Annotated in this window: 22 protein-coding genes; 4 read left to right on the top strand and 18 right to left on the bottom strand. The window is 72.4% G+C overall.

Features of this window, described 5'->3' with window-relative positions:
- Positions 1–4 precede the first annotated feature (4 nt).
- Positions 5–373 (bottom strand): hypothetical protein, encoded by a 369-nt coding sequence (locus tag FAF44_RS37560; protein ID WP_237108120.1) that lies wholly within the window; start codon positions 371–373, stop codon positions 5–7.
- 64 nt (positions 374–437) lie between these two features.
- On the opposite strand from FAF44_RS37560, the gene FAF44_RS37555 reads away from it, so the two are divergent.
- Complete coding sequence (locus FAF44_RS37555) at positions 438–1,247, top strand: HAD family hydrolase (protein WP_237108119.1); 810 nt, start codon at positions 438–440, stop codon at positions 1,245–1,247.
- A 116-nt stretch (positions 1,248–1,363) separates the two neighbouring features.
- On the opposite strand, the gene FAF44_RS37550 is transcribed toward FAF44_RS37555, so the two are convergent.
- The 5 genes from FAF44_RS37550 to FAF44_RS37530 all read right to left on the bottom strand — a co-directional run bounded on the left by FAF44_RS37550 (position 1,364) and on the right by FAF44_RS37530 (position 3,220).
- On the bottom strand, positions 1,364–1,597 hold the full coding sequence (locus FAF44_RS37550) for a hypothetical protein (RefSeq protein WP_237108118.1): 234 nt from the start codon (positions 1,595–1,597) through the stop codon (positions 1,364–1,366).
- A gap of 70 nt (positions 1,598–1,667) precedes the next feature.
- A complete protein-coding gene (locus FAF44_RS37545) occupies positions 1,668–2,294 on the bottom strand; it encodes a TIGR00645 family protein (protein ID WP_237108117.1) in 627 nt (208 codons plus the stop codon).
- Positions 2,294–2,434 carry a hypothetical protein gene (locus FAF44_RS37540; protein ID WP_237108116.1) on the bottom strand — a complete coding sequence of 47 codons (141 nt, stop codon included), beginning with the start codon at positions 2,432–2,434 and terminating at the stop codon, positions 2,294–2,296. Before FAF44_RS37540 ends, FAF44_RS37545 begins: the two co-directional genes overlap by 1 nt.
- A 112-nt stretch (positions 2,435–2,546) precedes the next feature.
- Positions 2,547–2,774, bottom strand: coding sequence for a hypothetical protein (locus FAF44_RS37535; protein WP_237108115.1), 228 nt, complete (start codon positions 2,772–2,774; stop codon positions 2,547–2,549).
- Between the two features lie 101 nt (positions 2,775–2,875).
- Positions 2,876–3,220, bottom strand: a complete 345-nt coding sequence (locus tag FAF44_RS37530) for a helix-turn-helix domain-containing protein (RefSeq protein WP_237108114.1) — start codon at positions 3,218–3,220, stop codon at positions 2,876–2,878.
- A gap of 93 nt (positions 3,221–3,313) precedes the next feature.
- Here FAF44_RS37530 and FAF44_RS37525 point away from each other — a divergent pair, with 93 nt between their 5' ends.
- A complete protein-coding gene (locus tag FAF44_RS37525; protein ID WP_237108113.1) occupies positions 3,314–3,970 on the top strand; it encodes an NADPH-dependent F420 reductase in 657 nt (218 codons plus the stop codon).
- Positions 3,971–3,985: 15 nt separating this feature from the next.
- Here FAF44_RS37525 and FAF44_RS37520 read toward each other — a convergent pair whose 3' ends face one another.
- Positions 3,986–4,645, bottom strand: a complete 660-nt coding sequence (locus tag FAF44_RS37520) for an endonuclease V (RefSeq protein WP_237108112.1) — start codon at positions 4,643–4,645, stop codon at positions 3,986–3,988.
- A 66-nt stretch (positions 4,646–4,711) separates the two neighbouring features.
- Here FAF44_RS37520 and FAF44_RS37515 point away from each other — a divergent pair, with 66 nt between their 5' ends.
- Positions 4,712–6,337: an AMP-binding protein gene (locus tag FAF44_RS37515; protein WP_237108111.1), complete on the top strand. Its 1,626-nt coding sequence runs from the start codon at positions 4,712–4,714 to the stop codon at positions 6,335–6,337.
- On the opposite strand, the gene FAF44_RS37510 is transcribed toward FAF44_RS37515, so the two are convergent.
- The 4 genes from FAF44_RS37510 to FAF44_RS37495 form a co-directional block, all read right to left on the bottom strand.
- Positions 6,261–6,971 (bottom strand): type 1 glutamine amidotransferase, encoded by a 711-nt coding sequence (locus tag FAF44_RS37510; RefSeq protein ID WP_237108110.1) that lies wholly within the window; start codon positions 6,969–6,971, stop codon positions 6,261–6,263. The genes FAF44_RS37515 and FAF44_RS37510 overlap by 77 nt on opposite strands.
- Before the next feature lie 102 nt (positions 6,972–7,073).
- Positions 7,074–7,901: a bifunctional 5,10-methylenetetrahydrofolate dehydrogenase/5,10-methenyltetrahydrofolate cyclohydrolase gene (locus FAF44_RS37505; protein WP_237108109.1), complete on the bottom strand. Its 828-nt coding sequence runs from the start codon at positions 7,899–7,901 to the stop codon at positions 7,074–7,076.
- Complete coding sequence (locus FAF44_RS37500; protein WP_237108108.1) at positions 7,898–8,500, bottom strand: cyclodeaminase/cyclohydrolase family protein; 603 nt, start codon at positions 8,498–8,500, stop codon at positions 7,898–7,900. The genes FAF44_RS37505 and FAF44_RS37500 overlap by 4 nt, the downstream gene beginning before the upstream one ends.
- Positions 8,501–8,528: 28 nt before the next feature.
- Positions 8,529–9,029, bottom strand: coding sequence for a hypothetical protein (locus FAF44_RS37495; RefSeq protein ID WP_237108107.1), 501 nt, complete (start codon positions 9,027–9,029; stop codon positions 8,529–8,531).
- 198 nt (positions 9,030–9,227) lie between these two features.
- Here FAF44_RS37495 and FAF44_RS37490 point away from each other — a divergent pair, with 198 nt between their 5' ends.
- Positions 9,228–10,139, top strand: coding sequence for a superoxide dismutase (locus FAF44_RS37490; RefSeq protein ID WP_237108106.1), 912 nt, complete (start codon positions 9,228–9,230; stop codon positions 10,137–10,139).
- Positions 10,140–10,172: 33 nt separating this feature from the next.
- Here the strand turns inward: FAF44_RS37490 and FAF44_RS37485 are convergent, their stop codons facing one another.
- The 7 genes from FAF44_RS37485 to FAF44_RS37455 form a co-directional block, all read right to left on the bottom strand.
- Positions 10,173–10,928: a chitosanase gene (locus FAF44_RS37485; RefSeq protein WP_308193447.1), complete on the bottom strand. Its 756-nt coding sequence runs from the start codon at positions 10,926–10,928 to the stop codon at positions 10,173–10,175.
- A gap of 70 nt (positions 10,929–10,998) precedes the next feature.
- Positions 10,999–11,604 (bottom strand): FMN reductase, encoded by a 606-nt coding sequence (locus FAF44_RS37480; RefSeq protein ID WP_237108105.1) that lies wholly within the window; start codon positions 11,602–11,604, stop codon positions 10,999–11,001.
- 22 nt (positions 11,605–11,626) lie between these two features.
- Positions 11,627–12,721, bottom strand: coding sequence for an LLM class flavin-dependent oxidoreductase (locus tag FAF44_RS37475; RefSeq protein ID WP_237108104.1), 1,095 nt, complete (start codon positions 12,719–12,721; stop codon positions 11,627–11,629).
- 78 nt (positions 12,722–12,799) lie between these two features.
- Positions 12,800–13,429 carry an epimerase gene (locus tag FAF44_RS37470; RefSeq protein WP_237108103.1) on the bottom strand — a complete coding sequence of 210 codons (630 nt, stop codon included), beginning with the start codon at positions 13,427–13,429 and terminating at the stop codon, positions 12,800–12,802.
- Positions 13,430–13,431: 2 nt separating this feature from the next.
- Positions 13,432–14,202: an IclR family transcriptional regulator gene (locus tag FAF44_RS37465; protein ID WP_237108102.1), complete on the bottom strand. Its 771-nt coding sequence runs from the start codon at positions 14,200–14,202 to the stop codon at positions 13,432–13,434.
- 95 nt (positions 14,203–14,297) lie between these two features.
- A complete protein-coding gene (locus tag FAF44_RS37460) occupies positions 14,298–14,741 on the bottom strand; it encodes a nuclear transport factor 2 family protein (RefSeq protein WP_237108101.1) in 444 nt (147 codons plus the stop codon).
- Between the two features lie 122 nt (positions 14,742–14,863).
- Positions 14,864–16,117: PQQ-binding-like beta-propeller repeat protein (locus FAF44_RS37455; RefSeq protein WP_237108100.1), on the bottom strand; the 1,254-nt coding region annotated here is incomplete at its 5' end.

Genomic DNA, 16,117 nt, shown 5'->3' with positions numbered 1-16,117 from the left:
CCGGTCACGACAGCAGCCACCGCCAGCGCGGCAGCTCCAGCACCGCCGACACCACGGCCAGCACCGTGACCAGCACCGGGACCAGCGCGGCGGCGAACGCGTGCCAGGCCACCCACGCCGCCGCCACCGCCACCACGAGCTGCAGGCAGATCAGCGCCACGGTCACGAGGCCCGGCACGGCCACGATCATGTGCCGCTTGTCGCCGGGGGTGGAGAACAGCGTCGGCAGCCCGATCAGCACCACGACCGACAGCACGGCCAGCGGCACCGAGTGCGGGGCCAGCGCCCAGGGCGTCGCGACCCAGGCGACCAGCTCGGTGGCGAACCGGAAAACGGCCGAAACACGATCATCCGGACGTGGGGTGGAAGGCACCCGCGTACCCTACCGCCCGACCTCCCTGGGTACGTCACCTGGGCGAATCGGGATAATCGCCGGTGTGAGCACCCGAACCTTCCCCCGTATCGTGGCCACCGACCTCGACGGCACCCTTCTCACCGACGCCGGGACCGTCAGCCCCCGTACCAGAAAGGCGCTCCAGGACGCCCGCGCGGCCGGAGCCGAGATCATCTTCGTCACCGCCAGAGCGCCGCGCGGCGTCCGGGAGATCGCCCGGCAGGCGGGCGTCACCGGAGCCGCCGTCTGCAGCAACGGCGCCATCGTGTACGACATCGCCTCCGACGAGATCACCGCCGGCAGCCCGCTCGCCCCCGAGGCGGCCCGCAAGGTCGCCGAAGCCCTCGCCCAGGCGCTGCCCGGCGTCGGCCTGGCCGTCGAGACCGGCAGGAACGTGCTGGTCGAGTCCGCCTACACCCGGCGCGTCGAGCACGACCTGGACTTCTACCGCGAGGTGGCCTCCGTCCTCGACGCGGGCCTGCCCATCGTCAAGCTGCTGGCCCTGTCGCCGGCGCACACGGCGGACGAGATGTTCGCGGCGGTGGCGGGGGTCGTCGGAGACCTGGCCGAGGTCACGCACTCGGGCGTCGAGGGACTCCTGGAGATCAGCGCTCCCGGGGTGACCAAGGCGGTCACGCTCGACCGGCTCTGCGCGGAGCGGGGCGTCGGGGCCGGGGACGTGGTGGCGTTCGGCGACATGCCCAACGACCTGGCCGTGCTCAGGTACGCGGGGGCCGGCTACGCGATGGCCAACGCCCACCCGGCGGTGCTGTCGGCGGCCGCGCACCGGACGCTGTCGAACGAGGAGGACGGCGTGGCCGCGGTCCTGGAGCACCTCCTTGCAACCCGCTGACAACCGGGCGCATCACCCGGGATCGCGCTCCCTGAGACCGGCCCCCTGAGACCGGGCCCCTGAGAGGGGCCGGCCACTGTGTGCCCGCCCACCCCCGCGGGCGGGCACATGCGGCCTCAGGCGTCGTCGTCGGACACGCGCGAGGTTCCCTTGCAGCCGGCGGGGGCCTTGCTGAGCACCGGAACCACAGCCCCGCACGTGCTCACCGGCAGCGACACCGGCTCGACGATCTCGTCATTGAAGATGATCACATCGCCGATGAGCGGCGCCGGGCCCTGCCTCGCCGGGGCCTCGCCGTCGGCGTGGGCGCCGGTGCCGCAGAGCAGCGTCGTCGCGAGGGCCGCGAGCACCGCGCCCCCCGCGGCCCTCACCCGCACCAGATCCCCCGCCCCTGGCAACGCCACGGCTCCCGCCGCCGCGTCACGCGGCCAGCCGTTCCTGGGCCATCGGCGCGGGCTGCTGCTCGGCACCTCCGGTGTTCTGGTTCGGGCGTCCGGCCGCCATGATGCGGTCGATCGTGGCCAGCGCCAGCGCGGAGACGACGAAGGTCAGGTGGATCAGGGTTTTCCATATCAGCTCTCTGTCGGTGATGGACGGTCTGGCGGCGTTGATGAAGATCTGCAGAAGGTGGATCGAGGAGATGCCGATGATCGCCATCGCCAGCTTGACCTTCAGCACGTTCGCGTTGACATGGGACAGCCATTGAGGCTGGTCCGGGTGCCCCTCGATGCGCAGCCGCGAGACGAACGTCTCGTAGCCGCCGATGATGACCATGATGAGCAGGTTGGAGATCATCACCACGTCGACGAGGCCGAGGACGATCAGCATGACGGTGGTCTCGGCGGGATGACCGCCGAAACCGAGCTTGATGAGGTGGAGCAGCTCCATCATGAAGCGCCACACGTACACGACTTGCGCGACGATCAATCCCAGGTAGAGCGGTGCCTGGATCCAGCGGCTCAGGAACATGACATAGCCGACACGCCCGCTGAACTTCTGCCGTGGCCCGGTCGGCGTGTCGGCCACGGAGAGCTGCGCGAGTCGCACTACGAGGTCAGGATGTTGACGTGCTGGACGATGGTCTCGGCGTGGACGAGCGGCGTGTTGCCCGTGCCGAGATGCTCGAGGATCGGCGGCGCTCCGGCCAGCGCGACGACCGCGATGGCTGCCAGGACTCGAACCTTCAACGGAACTCCTTGCTCTCCTGCTCTTCGGGGGACGGCGCGGGCGGCGCGACCGGTCGCGCCGCCCGTACCGGTGTCGAGGGGGTGCTCCTGAGCGGTGCCCCGAGCTCTCGGGTCAGGGACCGAGGCAGTGGGTGGCGGGGATCTCCGGTGCGGCGAGCGCCGCGGGGTCGGCGGCGATGGCGGCCGGGTCGACCAGCGAGGTGAGTTCGGCCGGGGTCGCGGCCAGGCAGGTGATCGCGTGGACGGGATCGACGACGGCGTACGACGCCGGGGCGGTGAGCAGGGTCAGGCCACCGCCGATGACCGCGACGGCGGCGATCCTGCGGGGTGTGAAGCGCATGGAACCTCCTGGGTAACGGTAATGAACAACCCTCGTCTTGCTACCCAGAGTAGTGATTCAGTAACACTCCGTTCAAGTAAAGTGTTCGTGTCCACGTCCGGTCACGGGCCGGGCTCCCAGCGCTCCTGCGCCGCCATCACCTCGTCGGCGTGGTCGGACGCCCACTCCCCGAACGCCCCGATCGGCCCCAGCAGCGAGCGGCCCAGGCCGGTCAGCTCGTACTCGACCCTGGGCGGGGCCTCGGCGTAGGCGCGCCGCGCCACCAGGCCGTTGAACTCCAGGCGGCGCAGAGTCTCGGTCAGGACCTTGGTGCTGATGCCGCCGATCTCCGCGCGCAGCCGTCCGGGGCGGCGCGGGCCGTGGCGCAGGGACCACAGGACGACCGCGTTCCAGGTGTTGCCCATCAGGTCGAAGGCGAGTCTGGCCTGGCAGTCGGCGAGGAACAACGGCGAGCCTTTCGACAGGCACCGAATGGTGCGCGACGGGATCTCTAGAGTCCCACTTGTTGAAGTAAATCCCCTTTCAGACGGAGGACGGACATGCGGATCGGGATCCTGGGCGCGGGCGGAATGGCGGACGCGCTGGGCACCCAGTGGGCGGCGGCGGGCCACGAGGTGATGGTCAGCGGGCGCGACCCGGGCCGGAGCGCGGCCCAGGCCGCCCGGATGGACGCCCACGCGGGTGCGGCCGGGCGGGTACGGAGCGGGACGTTCGCGGAGTCGGCCGCGTTCGGCGAGGTCGTGGTGGTGGCCGTCCGGGAGGCGGGGCTGCTCGGCACGCTGCGGGCCGCCGGCGAGCGGCTGCGCGGCAAGGCGCTCATCGACGTGACGAACGCCGCCGACCCCGGGGCGTACGACGTCACCCGCTCCCTGGCCCGGCTGATCGGCGACGTCACCGGCGGTCACGTGGTGAAGGCGTTCAACCTGTGCCACGTGGACGTGTGGCGCATGACGCCGCCGGCCTTCGACGGCCGGCCGCTGTCGGTGCCCCTGTGCGGTGACGACCCGCGGGCGCTGACGGCCGCGCGCACGCTGGTCGCCGACCTCGGCTGCGTCCCGGTGGACGGCGGCGGGGCGGAACGGGCGGCGCTGCTGGAGGCGACGGCGGCGTTCGTCATCGGCCTGTGGTTCGGCGGCGCCGACGCCCAGGCCATCCTCCCGCCCCTGGTCTCCTCGGGCACCCACCGGCCGGCCTGAGCACGGCCCGGGACCTCAGGCCGGGTGGCGGGCCAGGTGGTCGGCGCGGCGGACGGGCTCCGGCAGCCGGTAGCGCGGGCTCAGGCGCAGGACCTGGTCGGTGACCACGTCCAGCGAGATGCGGTGCCCCTGCGAGACGTAGACGGGCCGGACCTCCCGCCGCGTGCGCAGCGCCCGGCCGACCGTGGCGCCGTCGTGCACGATCGGCGTCCACGCCCCGCGCTCGGGACCGGGCGGCTCGTGCGTGCCGACGAACGGCGTCTTGCCCACCCCCAGCGCCGGCAGCCCGGTCAGCACGCCCAGGTGGCAGGCCAGGCCGAAGCCGCGCGGGTGCGCCAGCCCGTACCCGTCGCACACGAGCAGGTCGGGCGTCACCGTGAGCCGTTCGAGCGCCGCCACCAGCGCGGGCAACTCGCGGAAGGCGAACAGGCCCGGCACGTACGGGAAGGCCGCCCGTCCGTGCGCCACCACCTCCTCGACCGGCTCCAGCGTGCCCCCGTCGAGGACGACCACCGCGGCGGTCAGCGCGTCGTCGCCGTGGTAGTGCACGTCCAGCCCGGCCACCAGCGCGAACGTGTCCGGCCCGGTGAGCTCGACCGCGCCGCGGAGCCGGTCCTGGACGGCCTCCGCCTCGGCGACACCGGTGGGCCAGGGGTGAAGCTGCTTCACATGCACCCGGCCCAAGATATCCGCACCGGGGCGGCCCTGGTGCGCCGCCGGAGGCGGGCCGACACTGGGGGCATGCCGTCGTACTCCAGCGCCGCCGCCGGGCTTCCGCTCCTGGGCGAGACCATCGGCGCGAACCTCGAACGCACCGTGGCCCGCTTCGGCGACCGGGAAGCCCTCGTGGACGTGCCCTCCGGCCGCCGGTGGACCTACTCGCGGCTGAACGCCGATGTGGCCGGCCTGGCGCGGTCCCTGCTGGCCAGGGGCGTCGCGAAGGGCGACCGGGTGGGCATCTGGGCGCCGAACCGGGCCGAGTGGGTGATCGTCCAGTACGCCACCGCCAAGATCGGCGCGATCCTGGTCAACGTCAACCCGGCCTACCGCACCCACGAGCTGAGCTACGTCATCGCGCAGTCGGGCATGCGGCTGCTGATCAGCGCCCAGGAGCACCGGGGCAGCGACTACCGGGCCATGGTCGAGGAGGCCGCCCCGCGGGCCGGATGCGCCGACGTCGTCTACTTCGACGACCCGACCTGGGACGCCCTGCGCGCGACGCAGGCCGACCCGGCGCAGCTCGCGGCCCGCTCGGCCGAGCTGGCCTTCGACGACCCGATCAACATCCAGTACACCTCGGGCACCACTGGCTTCCCCAAGGGCGCGACGCTGTCGCACCACAACATCCTCAACAACGGCTACTTCGTCGGCGAGCTGCTGGGCTACACCGAGGCGGACCGGGTGTGCCTGCCGGTGCCCTTCTACCACTGCTTCGGCATGGTCATGGGCAACCTGGGCGCGACCTCGCACGGGGCCTGCATCGTGATCCCGTCGCCGGGCTTCGACCCCGAGGCCGCGCTGAGCGCCGTGCAGCAGGAGCGGTGCACGTCCCTGTACGGGGTGCCGACGATGTTCATCGCCGAACTGGCGCATGCCGCCTCCTTCGACCTGTCGTCGCTGCGCACCGGCATCATGGCCGGCTCGCCGTGCCCGGTGGAGGTGATGAAGCGGGTCGTCGGCGAGCTGAACATGCGCGAGGTCGCCATCTGCTACGGCATGACCGAGACCTCACCCGTGTCCACGATGACCAGGCCGGACGACGACCTGGCCCGCAGGACCGAGACCGTCGGCCGGGTGATGCCGCACGTCGAGGTGAAGATCGTGGACCCGGGGACCGGGCGCGTGGTGCCGGTGGGCACGCCCGGCGAGCTGTGCACGCGCGGCTACTCGGTCATGCTCGGCTACTGGAACGAGCCGGACCGGACGGCCGAGGCCATCGACGCGGCCCGCTGGATGCACACCGGCGACCTGGCCACGATGGACGACGACGGTTACGTCAACGTGGTCGGCCGGATCAAGGACGTCGTCATCAGGGGCGGCGAGAACGTCTACCCGCGCGAGGTCGAGGAGTTCCTGTACGGCCACCCCGGCATCGCCGACGTGCAGGTGATCGGCGTCCCCGACGAGAGGTACGGCGAGGAGGTCATGGCCTGGGTGATCATGCGGCCGGGCGCGGACCCGCTGACGGCCGAGCGGCTGAGGGAGTTCTGCGCGGGACGGCTGGCGCACTACAAGATCCCCAGATACGTGCGCGTGGTGGACGAGTTCCCGCTCACGGTCACCGGGAAGATCAGGAAGGTCGAGATGCGGGAGCGATCGGTCGAACTGCTCGGCCTCCAGAGCGCCGCCCGCATCCGAAACGCCTGACCACCCCGCCCAGCCATCCCGGCCGCTCGATGCGCGCCTGGCCCGCCCGGTCGACCCCGTCGCCCCGCCACTCGCGGATGCGCTCGGGCAGCACCTCCGGATGGAACTGCACGCCCCACGCCCGCTCGCCCACCCGGAACGCCTGGTACGGGCAGCGCTCGGTCTCGGCCAGGTGCACGGCCCCGCCGGGCAGGCGGGTGACGGCGTCGTTGTGGTGCTCGATCGCGGGCACCACCGGCGGCAGCCCGTGGAAGAGCGGATCGCCGGCGGCCTCCGGCCGGATCGTGACGGGCAGGCTGCCGTTCTCCGGCGCGCCGACGTCGCCGGTCACCTCGCCTCCGGCGACCTCGGCGAGCATCTGGCCCCCCAGGCAGATGCCGAACACGGGCACCCCTTCGGCCAGCGCCTGCCCCATCAGCCGCCGCGCGTCGCGCAGCCACGGGGCCCGCTCGTCGTCGCCGGGCAGGTAACCGCCGCCGAGCATGATCATGGCGTCGTGGTCGAGGCGGACGGGCAGGGGAGCGCCCTCGTGGGCGAGCACGACGTCGAGCTTCAGCCCGGCCTCCTCCAGCCACACTCCCATGCGGCTGGGGCCGCCGCTCCTGCTGTTCTGGACGACGAGGATGTCAGCCAACGTGGAGCCTCCGCCTGAGGTCGTGGATGCGCGCGCCCGCGCCGAGGACGCGGGGTTGCGCGCGGGGTCGTACGGGGGGCGAGATCGTCGCGCGGAGGCGGGTCACGGCAGGTTCGCCGCCCGGGCGGTGTGGCGGAGCAGCAGGGCGGTGGTCACCGGGCCGACGCCGCCGGGCACCGGCGTGAGCGCGCCCGCCACCGCCGAGACCGCCTCGAAGTCGACGTCGCCGGTCAGCCCGCCGTCGTCGGTCGGGTTGGTGCCCACGTCGATCACCACCGCGCCGCGCGCCACGTGCCCGGCCCCGATGAGCCCGGCCCGCCCGGCGGCGGCGACCAGCACCTCGGCCTGCGAGGTGACGGCGGCCAGGTCGCGGGTGCGCGAGTGGCAGACGGTGACGGTGGCGTGCCGGTCGAGCAGCAGGTGCGCCAGCGGCTTGCCCACCACGGTCGAGCGGCCCACCACCACGGCCCGCCGCCCCGCCGTCTCGACCTCGTGGTGGTCGAGCAGCGCCAGCACGGCCGCGGCCGTGGCGGGCGGGAACGCGGGCAGCCCGGCCGCCAGCCGGCCGAGCGAGAGCGGGTTGGCGCCGTCGACGTCCTTGCGCGGGTCGATGGCCGCGGCCAGTTCCTGCGCCGAGGCGCCGGCGGGCAGCGGGGTCTGCAACATCAGGCCGTGCACGTCGGGGTCGGCCGACAGCCGCGCCAGCGTCTCGCCGATGCGCTCGGGGGTCGCCTCGGGGCCCAGGTCGATCACATCGCAGGCGATGCCGACGCCGGCCGCCGCCTTGGCGATCGAGCGGACGTACCACAGGCTGGCCTCGTCGGCCGTGGCGACGACCACGGCCAGGCGCGGTTGCGGGCCGGCCGCCGCCTCGGCCTGGGTCTGGGCCCTGATGGCGGCGGCGAGGTCCTTACCGGTCAGCGTCTTCAAGAGATCTCCTCGCGTACCTCGGCGGTCACCCAGTCTGCCCTGGCGACGGCCGCGTCCACGCCCGAGACGCGGATGTTCAGCTCTTCGCGTACTCGCTCGTCCTTGATGCCGCCGAGGTTGATCTCGACGTTCACCCTGGCCGTGGTGAGGGCGGCGCGGGCCGACTCGGCGGCGGCGGCCACGTCGGTGACGACGTTGCGGTTGCCGATCGGCAGCAGCAGCTCGCACAGCTCGACCACGCGCGCGGCGGTCTCGACCACCCTGGCGGGCGGCTCGGCCGCGCCCACCAGCGCCCTGGCGATGGCGGCGGTGCGCTCCTCGCCCTTGGGCAGCCGGTAGGCGTCGGCGACGGCGGTGAACGCCGCCGCGTCCTCCTCGGCCAGCCGCAGCGCCCGCGCGCGCAGGGTGTCGGTCTCGGCGATCACGGCGACGACGGTCTCGGCGTGGCCGGCGTACTTCTCCCCGGTGGTGTAGCGGGCCACCATGCCGAGCAGTGCGGCGGCCTGGGCCGCGTGCAGGGCCGCCGCGGCCCCGCCGCCGGGGGCGGGCACCCGGTCGGCGAGCCGGTCGAGGTAGTCGACGATCTTCAAGTCGCGCATGGCCGCATTCTGCCAGGTCGCGTCCGGCTCAACGCTCCCGGTACATCGGCCGGGTGGTGTCCTCGGGGCCGCTGTGCGGCGGCAGGTACGGCGCCGGCGGGTGCCCGTAGGCCGCCTCGTACTCGACCGGCTCGGCGTAGTCGCGGGCGGAGCCCCGCCAGCGTGTCGGGAACAACGAGACCACCAGCAGCGTCACGCCGAGCACCGCCTGCAGCCCCGTGTAGGCCACGGAGGTGAACCCGGTCCGTACGACGGGCGGCAGCAGGTCGAGGGGCAGCAGCCGCAGCCCGGTCTGCGTCTCGACGAACGGCAGCACCCCGGCGGCGGCGAAGGCCAGGCCGCCGAACAGCGAGGCCACCGGCGACAGGCGCGAGCCGGTCAGGAAGGCCAGCAGGATCGCCGTCACGGCGAGCACGCCGACCGCGACCCAGGAGATCTGGAAACTCTGCTGGGCCCTGAGCGTGAGGTCGCCGACGCCGTACCACAGGCCGGCGGCGACGAGAGGCGGAAGGAGCAGCCCCGCGACCACTCCCAGAGCATGACGAGCACCGTTCGACATGATTAACCCCGTTTGGTTGGCTCTGTCCCAACCTACTCGCTGGGTTCCGCCCGCGGGAGGAGGCCCGAGCCCGGGGAGCCCCGCCTGATCCGGGGCGTTGCTGAAAACTCGCTGTGAAGCCGCGTACGAGCCTTTGCCGCGGACGGCCGCTTGGGCATCGTGGGCCGCATGAGATCCGCGATCCTGAAGACGGCACTCGGCAGTGCCCTGATCGCCGCCCTGCTCGGCGGCGTTCCCGCACAGGCCGCGACCAGACCCGACACCTTCCCGCTGCCCGCCGGATTCCAGCCGGAGGGCATCGCGATCGGGGGCCAGCACGCCTACTTCGGCTCCCGCGCGACCGGCGACATCTACCGGGCCGACCTGCGTACCGGGAAAGGCGGCGTGATCAGCAAGGGGCCGGGCACGCAGTCGCTCGGGCTCAAGACCGACGGGCACGGACGCCTGTTCGTGGCGGGCGGCACCGCCGGGAACGCGCGCGTGATCGACCTGCGCACCGGGGCGGTGCTCAAGTCGTACCAGCTCGCCACCGGCACGTCGTTCGTCAACGACGTGATCCTCGTCGGCCGCGACGCCTACTTCACCGACTCCGCCAACCCGGTGCTGTACAAGCTGGAGCTCGGCCGTGGCGGCGCGCTGCCCGCCGAGGCGGTCAAGATCCCGCTCAGCGGCGCGATCCAGTACACGACCGGCAACAACGCCAACGGCATCGCGCCGAGCCCCGACGGGAGGTCGCTGCTGATCGTCCAGTCCAACACCGGCAAGCTGTTCGAGGTGGACCCGTCCTCGGGCGTCACCACCGAGGTGGACCTGGGCGGCGAGTCCCTGGTGAACGGCGACGGCCTGCTGCTGGCCGGCCGCACCCTGTACGCCGTCCAGAACCGCCTGAACACGATCGCCGTGATCGGCCTGGCCCGCGACGGCGCCTCGGGCAAGCTGGTCAAGCGGCTGACCGACGACAGGTTCGACGTGCCCACGACGGTCGCCGCCCACGGCCACCGCCTCTACCTGCCCAACGCCCGCTTCACCACGACCCCCACGCCCGAAACCGCCTACGACGTCGTCGCCGTCAAGCCCTGACCCGCCCGCGAGCGCCCCGGGCCACCGGGGCGCTCACTTCTTGATCGTGTACGGGTCGCCGTAGACCTTCCACTTCAGCGGCGGTTCGAGGTCGAGGTTGCCGTTCCTGAGGAAGACCCGCTGCATCGTGTCCACCCGGCTGGTGTCCTCGTGGGCCTCCTCGGCCCGCATCGCCTTCTTGCGGGCGTCGAGGAACGCGTTCAGGTACCGCACCTCGTCCCCGCCCCGCGCCGGGGGCCGGGCCTTGGCCAGGGCGGCCTTCCTGATGCCGCCGAAGCTCAGCCGGTCGGCGCCGGGGCCGTGCATGACGATGGCGTCGTAGTAGGCGAACTGGCCGAGCGCCCGCAGCCCGTCCTTCCTGGCCTGCCGGACGGCGGGGTCGAAGTAGACGCGGTCGCGCTCGTCGTTCTGGGCCTGCCGGAAGACGGGGTCCTTGGCGGCGGCCCGCCAGGCTTTCGGGAAGTCCGCCAGGCCCTGGTGGGAGTCGGTGCCGTTCACCTCGCGCAGGGCCGGCAGGTACCGGGCCAGCACGTTGTCCGGGGCGCGCTCGGTGTAGAGCTCGACCAGCTTCAGCATGTCGCCGGTGCCGGAGCAGAAGCCGATGATCCCGGCCGTGTAGCCGCGCTCGTCCTTGATGTCCTCGATGTAGCCGTACTGGGCCTTCCAGTCGAGGGAGGAGTTCTCCGCGCTGGACACCAGCCGCAGGGCGATGTCCTTCTTGTGCGGCTCGGCGAGACCGGCCGGGGCCGCGACGGTGAGGGAGAGGGCCAGGAGGCCGGCGGTCAGCACATTCTGCTCCTGATCGTCAGGAAAGAGTCCCGACGGACCATACTCCTGGAACCCGGATTCCGTCCGGGAACTACTCCACAAGCCGCAAAGCGGCCAGTTGCTGCTCGAACGGTACGACCTCGGCCTCCGGCTCCGGCCCGCGCGGGGCCCGGCGCAGCAGCAGGTCGGCCAGCTCCTGCGCGGCCCGCGCGATGCGCTCGCCGAGCCCGTCGGTGAACGCGTCCCGGCCGCCGCCCCAGTCCTCGGACGCCGCGTACACGGCGGTCGGCACGACCACGGCCCTGAGGTACGCGAACAGCGGGCGCAGCGCGTGCTCCAGCGCCAGTGAGTGCCTGGCGGTGCCGCCGGTGGCCGCGATCAGCACCGGCTTGCCCGCCAGCGCGGTGTTGTCGATCACGTCGAAGAACGACTTGAACAGGCCGCTGTACGAGCCACTGAAGATCGGCGTGACCGCGACCAGCGCGTCGGCCTCCGTCACGGCCTCGATCGCCGCGCGCAGGCGGGCGTTGGCGAAGCCGGTGACGAAGTTGTTGGCGATGTCCACGGCCAGGTCGCGCAGCTCGATCACGCTGACCTCAACCTCCGCCCGCTGCGCGACCGCCTCGGCCAGGCGGTCGCCGAGCAGGCGGGTGGAGGAGGGCTGGGTCAGCCCGGCCGTGACGACGACGAGCTTCATGGGGCTCCTTTCTGGTTCCGGTTCAGGCGCCGACGGGCGCGGAGTCGTTCCTGGCCGCCAGCAGTGAGGCGTGCGTGGGAGCGTCCGGGACGCCGGCCGGGCGGTCCTTGGCGAACTCCTTGCGCAGCACCGGCACGACCTCCTCGCCGAGCAGGTCGAGCTGCTCCAGCACGGTCTTCAGCGGCAGGCCCGCGTGGTCCATGAGGAAGAGCTGGCGCTGGTAGTCGCCGAAGAACTCCCTGAACTCCAGCGTCCGGTCGATGACCTGCTGCGGGCTGCCGACGGTGAGCGGCGTCTCGGCCATGAACTCCTCCAGCGACGGCCCGTGGCCGTACACGGGGGCGACGTCGAAGTAGGGGCGGAACTCGCGGACCGCGTCCTGGGAGTTCTTGCGCATGAACACCTGGCCGCCCAGGCCGACGACGGCCTGCTCGGGGGTGCCGTGGCCGTAGTGCGCGTACCGCTGCCGGTAGAGGCTGATCAGGCGCATGAAGTGCTCCTTCGGCCAGAAGATGTGGTTGGCGAAGAAGCCGTCGCCGTAGTAGGCGGCCTGCTCGGCGATCTCGGGGCTGCGGATGGAGCCGTGCCAGACGAACGGCGGCACCCCGTCCAGCGGGCGCGGCGTGCTGGTGAAGCCCTGCAGTGGCGTGCGGAAACGGCCCTCCCAGTCCACGACGTCCTCGCGCCAGAGCTTGTGCAGCAGCGCGTAGTTCTCGACGGCCAGCGGGATGCCCTGCCGGATGTCCTGCCCGAACCACGGGTAGACCGGCCCGGTGTTGCCCCGGCCCAGCATGACGTCCACCCGGCCGTCCGCCAGGTGCTGGAGCATCGCGAAGTCCTCGGCGATCTTCACCGGGTCGTTCGTCGTGATCAGCGTCGTGGCGGTGGACAACTGCAGCCGCTCGGTCCTGGCCGCGATGTAGCCGAGCATCGTGGTGGGGGAGGACGGCACGAAGGGCGGGTTGTGGTGCTCGCCGGTCGCGAACACGTCGAGCCCGACCTCCTCGGCCTTGAGCGCGATCGTGACCATGGCCTTGATCCGCTCGTTCTCGGTCGGGGTCCTGCCGTTGGTGGGGTCCGTGGTGACGTCACCCACGCTGAAGATGCCGAACTGCATTTTAGTCACCAACCCAGACTGTTGAAACTTTGACGGTTACGGTAGCGTCCGCGTCCCCCGGGTTATTCCATCATGAGGTCAGAGCGCGTCGATGTCGCCCGGTCCGAGCACCCGGCGGTCCGCCCCCCGCTCGGCCACCGTGATCATCGCCTGCCCGAGCCGCGCGGCCGTGATCGGCCCCGCCGCGGCCGTCCCGCTCCCGGCCAGCCGCCGCAGCAGCGCGTGGAGCGGGCGAATGACCAGGTAGACCACCCGGCTCGGCGCAGCCAGGGCGGAGGGGCGTACGGGGCCGGGCCGGAGCGCGTACGCCTCCAGCGGCAGGGCCCGCAGCGCCTCCTCCACCCGGCCGGCCGCTTCCGGGCCGGTGGGCCGCCCCTGGGCGTCCACGCCGGACACGTACACGAAGCGCGACCCGGGGCTGATCCGCGCCAGCGTCGAGGCCGCCGTCAGCGTGACGTCACAGGCGGCCCGCCTGCTGCCGCCCGTCACACCCGTCCCGGCAGGGGCCGGGCAGCACAGGCACGCGTCGTACCCGCGCGACTCGTCCTCGACGAGAGGCAGGCCGGCCTCCCCGGTCGCGCGCAGCTTCCCGCACGAGAGCCCGGCCGGGACGCGCCCGACCGCCAGCACGGCCGTGACCCGGCCGTCGAGCAGGCACTCCCTGAGCACCTCCCGCCCGATCAGGCCGCTCGCCCCGAACAGGATCACCCTCACTCCATGCCTTCTGCCCCGTCCGGGAGGCGTGATGAGTCATCCAGCTCCCGGACGGCCTCGGCCAGGCGGATGCGCGCGATCTGCGGGATGGACAGCCCCCGGGCCGAGATGCCGACGGCCCACCCCGTGCCGGGCACCACCGCGCCCGCGCACGCCACGTCCTGCCTGAACTGCCCGTGCTCCTCCACCACCTGCCCGGGCCGTAATCGCGACAGCTCCGCCTCCAGGTCCTCGACGCTGGCCGGCGTCGAGGAGGTGAAGCGGCGCAGGCCGCTCGCGGTCAGGACGGCGCGCCGGGCGCGGGCCGACAGCGACAGCAGCAGCGCCTTGCCCAGCGCCGTCGCGTGCGGCGCCGTCTCCAGCCCCGCCCGCAACTCCTCCAGGTACGGCGAACGCGGTCCCTCGGCCACGTCCACCACGACCAGCCGCTCCTCCGACAACCGCGCCAGATACGCGGTGTGGCCGGTGACGGCGGCCAGGTGCCGCAGCACGGCGGCGGCCTGCGGCGGCCGGCCGAACGCCGCCAGCATCTCGTGGAACCGCTCGGCCACCTGAGAGCCCGGCAGGTAGCCGCCGTCGGACATCCGATGCAGGTAACCCTCGTAACACAGGGTGCGGACCAGATGGTACGAGGTGGCCAGGTTCAGGCCGCAGCGGCGCGCGATGACCTTGACCGGCAACGGACGCTCGGCGCGCGAGACCTCCTCGAGCACGCGGAGCGCGCGTGAGACGCTGCGGATCAGGTCGGTGGGAGGTTCGCCGGTCATCCATACAGCATCCGCGCTATTCGAAAACCGGACGCCTACCCCAACAGGCACACCCCTGTCCGCCGACCCTGTCGCCCCCTTCTCAGCACACCGTCTCAGCACACCGTGCGCCAGCTCTGCTCCTCCACCAGTTCGGTGCTGCGCCAGCCGTCCGGGGTGCGGAGCATACGGTGGTGGTAGTGGCCGCCGCCGTGCAGGAAGCCCTCGGTCGTGGCGGCCACCATCTCCCGCGTCGGGGCCAGGGTGTCGGTGAAGGGCGCGACCACGCGGGCCTCGCCGTCGCCGAAGTCGATGTACGCGGCCCCGACCAGGTGCAGCCGGGACGGCCAGTGCGTGAGCACCTCCGCCAGCCACGCCTTGACCTCGTCCCGGCTGCCCCTGATGCCGCCGGAGGAGCTGTAGTCGATCACCGCGTCCCTGCTGAACACCTCGTCGAGCAGGTCCCACCGCCCCGAGTCGATGGCGTAGGTGTACCGCGCCAGCAGGGCGGCGATCTCCAACCGGTCGGCGAGCTCCTGGGTGCGCATGTCCATGCTCATGGGCCGATCGTCGCCCCTGCCAGGCCACCTGACCAGGCCCAGCGAGGAGGCGGATCACGGACGGCATGAGAGGCGGGCGAGCGTACCCGAGCAGGGCGCGGGCGCGCCCCGGCCGGGTGCGGCTAGAGCGGGTAGACCCTGATCGTCTTCTTGCCGTCGTCGTTGGCGATCGTCGCCAGCCAGTCGTCGCCCGCCCCCACGATGCGGCCGTTCGCCTGCCAGAGCGGGCTGCCGGTACGCAGGTCGAGGGCGAGCGCCGACTGCTGCCGGCGCGTCGCCAGCAGCCGCCCCTTCATCAGGAACGCGCCGCCGAGCGCGGTGGCGTCCACCGACCACTCGTGCGCGTCGCCGTACACCGTGTATTTCGTCGTCGAACTCACCAGGACGTCGTCGCCGTCCGCGTCGATGATCCGGCCAGGTGCGGTGCCGGTCCAGGTGATCTCGCCGGTGGCCGGGTCGCGCAGTGTCGGCCGTCCGTCGGCGGCCACGCCGGCAAGCGCGCCGCCCGCGAAGCGGCTGTGTTCGCAGCCGGGGTCCTGCCAGGCGGCGCGCCACAGCCGCTTCCCGGTGCGGGCGTCGCGGGCGGCCTCCACGATGTCGCATCGCCCGGCCTCTTGGACGAGGACCTCGGCGACCTGGATCACCTTGCCGGACACCAGGTGGACGGCGGACCCGAACTGCGCCGGCAGCGACTGTCCGCCCGCGAACGCGCGTGACTCGACGCGCAGGCCCAGCCGGGCTCCGGTCCGCTTGTCCAGCGTGGTCAGCCAGAACTTCCCCCTGACCCCCTTCGGCTGGGTGCGCATCACCAGCGTCGTGTCGTCCCCGTCCAGGACGAACGGCACGTGCTCGGTGGGGATCGTCCAGCGTGCCCGCCCGGTTCGCGCGTCGCGCGCGCTCAGCATGCAGTCGTCCTGGCGCCCGGTCTGCTTCCCCCGGCAGAGCGGTGTGTAGACCGTGTCGCCGACGACGGTCTGGTAGGGCGAGGTGACGTTCTTCCACAGGGTGCGCCCCGTGGCGGGGTCGAGTGCCTCGACCACGTTGGGCTGGGGCCAGGCGTCCTCGGTGGGGTGTTCGTACGACATGATCAGCACGCCGGCGGCCTGGTGGAGCTCGGCGTCGGAGCCGCCGAAGTCCGGGGATTCCGGGTCGCCGGGGAAGTTCCGCTCCCACTTCTTCCGGCCGTCGCCGGTGAAGCCACGGACATTCAGTTCGAGATGGCTCACGAAATGTCCGGACACGTTGAGGACCTGAGTCTGCTTCCAGTAGACGGACCTGGGGCGCTCGAACGTGTACGCCCACCGCTTCGCCGCCGCCTTCACCGGCCCGATGGTGGGCGCCGTGGCAGACGGCGTGGGCGTGGGCGGGAGTGGGGG

The sequence above is a fragment of the Nonomuraea sp. MG754425 genome, assembly GCF_021699195.1.
Classification (GTDB): Bacteria; Actinomycetota; Actinomycetes; order Streptosporangiales; family Streptosporangiaceae; genus Nonomuraea.
The sequence above is the reverse complement of the archived record's forward strand: the minus strand, read 5'-3'. Positions and strand labels throughout refer to the sequence as shown.

Bases quoted from the DNA above. Each gene is read 5' to 3' on its own strand.
- FAF44_RS37515 (WP_237108111.1), top strand. From the start codon at position 4,712: ATGCCGTCGTACTCCAGCGCCGCCGCCGGGCTTCCGCTCCTGGGCGAG.
- FAF44_RS37490 (WP_237108106.1), top strand. From the start codon at position 9,228: ATGAGATCCGCGATCCTGAAGACGGCACTCGGCAGTGCCCTGATCGCC.
- FAF44_RS37475 (WP_237108104.1), bottom strand. From the start codon at position 12,721: ATGCAGTTCGGCATCTTCAGCGTGGGTGACGTCACCACGGACCCCACC.
- FAF44_RS37465 (WP_237108102.1), bottom strand. From the start codon at position 14,202: ATGACCGGCGAACCTCCCACCGACCTGATCCGCAGCGTCTCACGCGCG.
- FAF44_RS37525 (WP_237108113.1), top strand. From the start codon at position 3,314: ATGCGGATCGGGATCCTGGGCGCGGGCGGAATGGCGGACGCGCTGGGC.
- FAF44_RS37535 (WP_237108115.1), bottom strand. From the start codon at position 2,774: ATGCGCTTCACACCCCGCAGGATCGCCGCCGTCGCGGTCATCGGCGGT.
- FAF44_RS37500 (WP_237108108.1), bottom strand. From the start codon at position 8,500: ATGCGCGACTTGAAGATCGTCGACTACCTCGACCGGCTCGCCGACCGG.
- FAF44_RS37460 (WP_237108101.1), bottom strand. From the start codon at position 14,741: ATGAGCATGGACATGCGCACCCAGGAGCTCGCCGACCGGTTGGAGATC.
- FAF44_RS37480 (WP_237108105.1), bottom strand. From the start codon at position 11,604: ATGAAGCTCGTCGTCGTCACGGCCGGGCTGACCCAGCCCTCCTCCACC.